Here is a 6,589-nt window from a genome sequence, read left to right on the forward strand (position 1 = left end):
GCGGGTCAGGCGGCCGAGCTCTGGTGTCCGGGCGGGGAAGAAGCCTTCGTCACCCGCATGATCCAGGAGAGCCGCAACGTCGCCTCGCAGTGCCTGTGGTTCACCTCGCTGGTCGCGCATTCGGCGAGCCTGACCGGTATCAGGAAAGCCCTCAAGCGCAGTGGCGCCAGCGAGGTCAGGGTGGTCGAGATGTCCCAGGGGCAGAAGGTCAGCCGCTTCGTCGCCTGGTCGTATCTCTCGCCAGACCAGCGTCGGCAGTGGGGGCGGAATCACTGGCAAGGGAAGTGAAGCGTCTGTCATAGCCGTATCAAGAGAGTCTTCGACTCAATGATGTCTTTGCATTGAAGCCCCCGTCGCCCAGCGCGACGGGGGCTTCTTGCATTGGCGGTTGTCATCCGCGCTTCACTTAAGCCTGCCTTAATAGTTTGCGGGCAAACTTTCTGCCAGAAACGCGCAGCCTGCCGGTTCCGATCGCTGCAGGATCTGACATTTATCCGGCTTGCTCGACGCCCAGTCATTGCTCAGGAGTTATTCCATGAAGTCCGCGATCACCATGACATCGCCTGGTCCAGACCACCCCTCGGCGCAGGGCGAGGAGCCCTTGTGCGGAGGAGTATCGGTGTTGATACCGGCTCGTGATGAGCGTGACAACTTGCCGGGCCTTATTGCCGAGGTGCATGAGGCACTTGCGGGGCAGCGCTACGAGATCATCGTGGTGGATGATGGTTCCAGTGATGGCAGTTGGAGTTGGCTCAAGCAGGCTGCGCAGGAAGATTCACGATTGCGTCCCTATCACCACGGCACCAGTTTCGGACAGAGTACTTCGCTGTGGCAGGCTGCCCGGCTGGCGCGCGGTCGATGGTTGGCGACCCTGGATGGCGATGGCCAGAATGATCCAGCGGACTTGCCGGACATGTTGTCACTGGCAACGCTCGAAAAGCTCGACCTGGTAGCTGGTCATCGCACGCAACGCCGCGATGATGCCGTCAAGCGTGTGTCATCACGCTTGGCCAATGCCATCCGACAAGCGCTGCTGCACGATGACACGCCAGATACCGGCTGCGGAATCAAGGTCATGCGTCGTGACGTCTTCCTTCGGCTGCCGTATTTCGATCACATGCATCGCTTTCTTCCGGCGTTGGTTCGCGCTCAGGGTGGCAAGGTGCAGTCATTGGCAGTCCGTCACCGCGAACGAGTGGCAGGAGTATCCAAATACGGCTTCTTCGATCGGCTCTGGGTCGGTATTGCCGATATCGTCGGAGTGATGTGGCTTGTGCGTCGCTCGCGTCTACCGTCACCGCTCGAGAATATCTTTGGCCATGCTGCCAGTGAGGCCATCGACCATGGTTCGCTGCCGTTGGTGGGGACGCACGTGTCGACGCCCTCTGCATCCGCGCCAACAAACCTGTTTGACTCCCCCTCTAGATATCAGGCTAACGGTCACGATGCAGCAGCAGGTGACAGCAACCCGGACCAGGCCGACGTGGCGCGGGGTGCCTGCTGATGGATGTCAGTCCGTGGTGGGTCGCTGTCGGTTTTGGAGGCCAGGCGCTGTTCTCGGCGCGTTTCATCATTCAGTGGCTGGCCAGTGAGAAGGCACGTCGTTCCATCGTTCCTCGTGCCTTCTGGTGGTTCTCGCTTGCCGGTGGCATGACGCTGCTTGCGTATGCCATCCACCGCGAGGATCCGGTATTCATTGCCGGTCAGGGGGCAGGGCTTTTCATCTATCTGCGTAATCTGAGCTTGATCAAGCGGGATCGCCGGTCACTCACGTCGCCTGGCAGCGAAGCGTCGTCCCAGGCACCGCAGGAGTCCACTGTCGTCGAACACGCTTGTGGCAAGACGGAAGAATGCGAATCGGGCACTGACGACTCCCTGAAGGCCAGGCTCGCGTCGCTGGAGATAGAAAACGCCCGACTCAAGACTGAAGTGGCACACCTCCATGCCAATCCCGTTCAGCACCAAGGGACAGGCGCATGAAGGCAATGACGCCAGCTGGCGGTGTGTACCGAAGACTTTCCCGCCATCCCTGGTGGGTCCTGGGGGCGTTGTATCTATCTGTCTCTGCCATCGGGCTTGGCATGCGTATGCCGTGGCCTGCCGATGAGCCACGCTTCGCGCTCAATGGTCTCGAAATGTGGATCACGGGGGACTGGTGGTTGCCACACCGCGCGGGAGAGCTTTATCCCGACAAGCCGCCGATCTTCATGTGGCTCAGTGCCTTGTCCACTGGCTTGGTGGGGGATATCCGCATCGGCTTTGCCCTTCCATCGCTGGTGGCCGGGGCCGCGACTCTGGGGCTGAGCGTGGACCTGATTCGCCGCCTGCATGGCCGGCACACAGCCTTCATTGCCGGGCTGTGGTTGCTCGCGTCAGTGCAGTTCATCTTGCAGGCCCGTACGGCTCAGATCGACATGCTGGTCACGGCTTTCATCCTGCTGGGTAGCTGGGGATTGTTGCGGCATGCATTGCTCAATGATGGCGTGCGCTATTTCTATCTCGGCTGCTTTGCGATGGGGCTTGGCATCCTCACCAAGGGGGTCGGGTTCCTGCCGTTGCTGATGTTGCCTTTCTGGCTGATGGCTGCGCGTCACGCATCGACTTGGCGCAGCAGTGGTCGTCGCGCAGGGCAGCTGACATCACGCGAGCTGTTGATCGGACTCTGCTGGATGCTGGCGGCTCCGCTGCTCTGGGTAGGGCCGATGCTGGTGATGTCCTTCGTGTCCGGCGATTCGGAGCTTGCCGCCTATCGCGACAACATCCTGCTCAAGCAGACCGCTGAGCGATACACCGACAGCTGGCATCATCTGAAGCCTTGGCATTACTTCCTGACCAGTGTGATTCCTTGGGCATGGATGCCGCTGCTGCTGACGCTACCCTCGTGGCCGAAGGCACTCGCTCGCCGCTTCTCGCGCCGCGATCTACGAGTCTGGCTGCCCCTGGTGGGTGCGGCATTGATGGTGGTCTTCTTCTCGTTGTCTCCAGGCAAGCGGGGAGTCTATATCCTGCCGGCGCTGCCGTTGTTGGTGATCGGTCTGGCACCCATGTTGCCGGGGTTGTCACGTAAGCCTCATGTCTCCTGGCTGGGGTTTGCACTTTGCGCCGGATTGGCAGGCATCTTCCTGATCGCGGCACTGCTCGGTGTCTTCGGGTACCCGGCATTGGCGACGCTTGCCGAAAAGGAGGGGGTGGTGCCGTGGGGGTGGTGGGGGCTGCTGGGTGTCAGCGGTATCACGCTCTGTACCTGGCTGAAACCACGGAACGGCTTGTTGGCCTTGGGGATTTGGCTCGTGGTGTTCTGGAGTCTGTGGGGCACCTGGGGGGCACGATTGATGGACCCGGTTCGCAATCCTGCCGTACTGATGGCGCAGGTTGCCGAGAAGAGCGATTACCAGGCATTGGCCATTCCCGATTTTCGTGAGCAATACATCCTGCAGGCGCGTCAGCCATTGTGGCACTTCGGTTACAAGACGCCGGAGGAAGACCAATTCTCGCGCCTCTATGCATGGCTGAAGGAGGCCCCGCAGAACCGCTGGGTCTTGTTGACACCCCGCAAGCTCAAGCGGCATGCCTGTCTGGATGGCGCACAGGCCATCACATTGAATGAGCCGGATGAGCAATGGGTACTGCTACCTGGCAGCGCGGCCGTGAAATGTCAGGGCAATCCCGATGCTGCGCCGATGTATCTGGCGCCGACCTCGGTCTCGAATGAAGCGGCACAGCTGATCGGACTTCCCCAGCGCCATACTCTGATGCCGGAGGTTCAGCCATGAAGTGTCAGAAGCAACTTTCATGTGCGATATCCCTGGTGGGAAGGGGATCCCATTCGTTGATCAACCTGAATGCCAGCGAGCGAATATGTTGGACGCTATGGGGAGTGTTGCTGATGTCAGCAGCGCTGGCACGACCCTATCTGCCCATCGATGAAACTCGCTATGTCTCGGTGGCATGGGAGATGTGGCATGCCGGCAGCGGGTTCGTCTCGACCATGAACGGGGCGGCCTACGCTGACAAGCCGGTACTGTTGTTCTGGTTGATTCACGCCGGATGGGTGGTCTTCGGAGTCAATGATGTCTGGCCAAGATTGGTGATGCCACTGGTCAGTCTGCTGGGTATCTTGCAGATAGGGCGTGTCGCCCGCACCCTGTGGCCGGCCACTGGCCTGGCCGATGCCGAACGGCAGAGGCATGAACTTTGGGTACGCATGGTGCGTTGGATGCTCGCCGGTTGTCTGATGTGGGTGCTCTATAGCCAGGCCTTGATGTTCGATGTGCTGTTGACGACGTGTCTACTGGGCGCGTTGCGGCCCTGGTGTACACCACAGGGAGGGCAGCCGTTCAGCCTGAGCGTCGTGCTCGAGAGTGGTGTGTGGCTGGGGTTGGCCTTGCTGGCCAAAGGGCCGGTCGCACTCTTGTGGTTTCTGTTGGTGGTCGGCTCGCGCCCCTGGTGGACGCAAGCACAAGCCCGCGAGGTGTGGGTCTGTGAGTGGCGCGGTTGGGTGTTGAGCCTGCTGCTGAGCATCGCGGTGTTGTGCATCTGGTTGCTTCCCGCCGTCATCACAGGCCCTCCCGACTATGTCGAGGATCTGCTTTGGGGCCAGACGGCAAACCGCGTCGTCTCCGCGCAGGATCATGCTCGACCGCCATGGTGGTATCTACCGTGGCTGGCGGTGTTGATCTTCCCGCTCAGCCTGCGCCCGCGATTGCTGATCGAGGGGTTTCTGGCCTCGGTTGTTCGGCGGCCAACGTCAGAGCATCCCTTGCTGAAGCTGGGACGCTTCTGGGCACTGGGCGCACTGCTGGTCTTTTCACTTATCTCCGGCAAGCAAGTGCATTATCTGATGCCGCTACTGGTACCGGTGAGTCTGCTGCTGGCCTGGGCTGCTCTGCGCCAGCCTCCGGCTCGCACATCGCTGAAACTGCTGGCAATGATCAGCGGTGGCCTGGGACTGACAAGCCTGGCGTTGGCGGTCATCGTCATGCCCGCAGGCTGGCTGACTGATGCCTCATTTCTGCCGACCAACGCAGCGCTGGTGGCTTCGGGCAACGCAAGCCTTGCGTGTCTCATGGCTGGAGGTAGCTTGCTGGCCTTGATGGTATGGCTATGGCCTTTCGTGGATGAGGCGAGACGCTCCATCACGGCTCAAACACCTGCCGCTGAGTCACTGGGCAATAGCGCGCTGAATGCTCAGCGGCGACTGGCGCTGGGTAGCGTGTTGCTGGTGACCTGCTTGCTGGCCCTGACATTACGTCCGTTATGGCCACGTCTGGATCAGACTGCCCTGGCTCAATGGGTTCAGCACCATCAACAGGAAGGCCAGGAGGTGGCCGTCGTTGGCTGGGACTATCAGGCAACCTGGCAATTTCTGGGGCGACTGACCCAACCGCTGAAGCAGTTGAAGCGCGATTCGAGTCAGCTGGATTCCTGGCAGACAGCGCATCCCGATGGCTGGCTGATAATCGAGGCTGACAAATGTCTGCGTCTACCCGACACGCGAGGCCCTCTGGCCGGCATGCGTGATTGGTGTCAGGCGGCAGTAGACGATGGAGCCAATGCCACGCCGGTCTTTCATCAGGGACGCCACCGATTATTGACGGTACCCGCAGCGGCATTGGGCGGCCCCTCATCAGCACCAACGGCGTTGGTCATGACCGCTCAGGAGAAACGATGAGCATGAAAATACTGGTAACTGGGGCTGCAGGTTTCATTGGTGCTGCTCTGTGTGAGCGACTCTTGAAGGAAGGCCTGCAGGTCGTCGGTCTCGACAATCTCAACCCCTACTATCCGTTGGCGCTGAAGCAGCACCGCCTGACACGTCTCGAAGCACTTGCCGGGCAGTGCGTTGCTGCCCCCGGGAATGCACGCCGGCTGGGCAGCTTTCGCTTCGTCAAGCTGGATCTTGTCGAACGTGAGGCGCTTCGCACATTGATGCAGGAAGAGGAGTTTGATGTCGTCGTCAATCTGGCGGCCCAGGCTGGGGTGCGCCACTCCATCATTCAGCCTTTTGATTATGTCGACAGCAACCTGGTCGGCTTCGTCAATCTTCTTGAGGCTTGTCGTGACACGGCTCCGAGCCATTTGCTCTATGCTTCCAGCAGTTCCGTTTACGGGGATGATACCCGTCAGCCTCTGCAGGAGTCCCAGGCGGGTGTACGCCCGCTCTCGCTGTACGCTGCCACGAAGCGCTCAAATGAATTGATGGCTTACAGCTACGCGCATCTCTATGGTTTACCGGTGACAGGGCTACGCTTCTTTACCGTTTATGGCGCCCGCGGGCGCCCGGACATGGCGCCACTTCGTTTCGCACGCAAGCTGCTGGCCGACGAGGTGATCGATGTCTACAACCATGGACAGATGGCACGTGATTTCACCCATGTCAGTGATATCGTGGAGGGCATCTACCGGCTTATGCACCTGCCGCCGACGCAGGAAGTGAATGCCGCTCCCTCGCGTGTCCTGAACCTCGGGCGTGGCGAGCCCATCGCATTGGGGAATTTCATCAATGGCCTCGAGGCAGCGCTGGGTGTCCCGGCTCGCAAGCGTCTGCTGCCGATGCAGCCAGGGGATGTCGAGCGTACCTGGGCAGATA

6 protein-coding genes are annotated in these 6,589 nt (G+C 60.5%); all 6 read left to right on the top strand.

What is annotated here, in order from left to right:
- The coding region (locus AC4FAH_RS01365) for an RlmF-related methyltransferase (protein WP_490245570.1) at positions 1-288 on the top strand (288 nt) is incomplete at its 5' end.
- Positions 289-619: 331 nt separating this feature from the next.
- Positions 620-1,504, top strand: coding sequence for a glycosyltransferase family 2 protein (locus AC4FAH_RS01370; RefSeq protein ID WP_490245571.1), 885 nt, complete (start codon positions 620-622; stop codon positions 1,502-1,504).
- Positions 1,504-1,980 (top strand): lipid-A-disaccharide synthase N-terminal domain-containing protein, encoded by a 477-nt coding sequence (locus AC4FAH_RS01375; protein WP_248379094.1) that lies wholly within the window; start codon positions 1,504-1,506, stop codon positions 1,978-1,980. The genes AC4FAH_RS01370 and AC4FAH_RS01375 overlap by 1 nt, the downstream gene beginning before the upstream one ends.
- A gap of 101 nt (positions 1,981-2,081) precedes the next feature.
- Positions 2,082-3,773, top strand: coding sequence for an ArnT family glycosyltransferase (locus AC4FAH_RS01380; RefSeq protein ID WP_490245572.1), 1,692 nt, complete (start codon positions 2,082-2,084; stop codon positions 3,771-3,773).
- Between the two features lie 605 nt (positions 3,774-4,378).
- Positions 4,379-5,671, top strand: a complete 1,293-nt coding sequence (locus AC4FAH_RS01385; RefSeq protein WP_490245573.1) for a hypothetical protein — start codon at positions 4,379-4,381, stop codon at positions 5,669-5,671.
- A 2-nt stretch (positions 5,672-5,673) separates the two neighbouring features.
- Positions 5,674-6,589 (top strand): NAD-dependent epimerase/dehydratase family protein (locus AC4FAH_RS01390; RefSeq protein WP_490245574.1); only part of this gene is annotated, 916 nt, incomplete at its 3' end.

Source organism: Cobetia sp., from assembly GCF_983723665.1.

What these genes read in the sequence shown, in the direction of transcription:
- AC4FAH_RS01380 (WP_490245572.1), top strand. Translation starts at nt 2,082, where the DNA reads ATGCGTATGCCGTGGCCTGCCGATGAGCCACGCTTCGCGCTCAATGGT.
- AC4FAH_RS01375 (WP_248379094.1), top strand. Translation starts at nt 1,504, where the DNA reads ATGGATGTCAGTCCGTGGTGGGTCGCTGTCGGTTTTGGAGGCCAGGCG.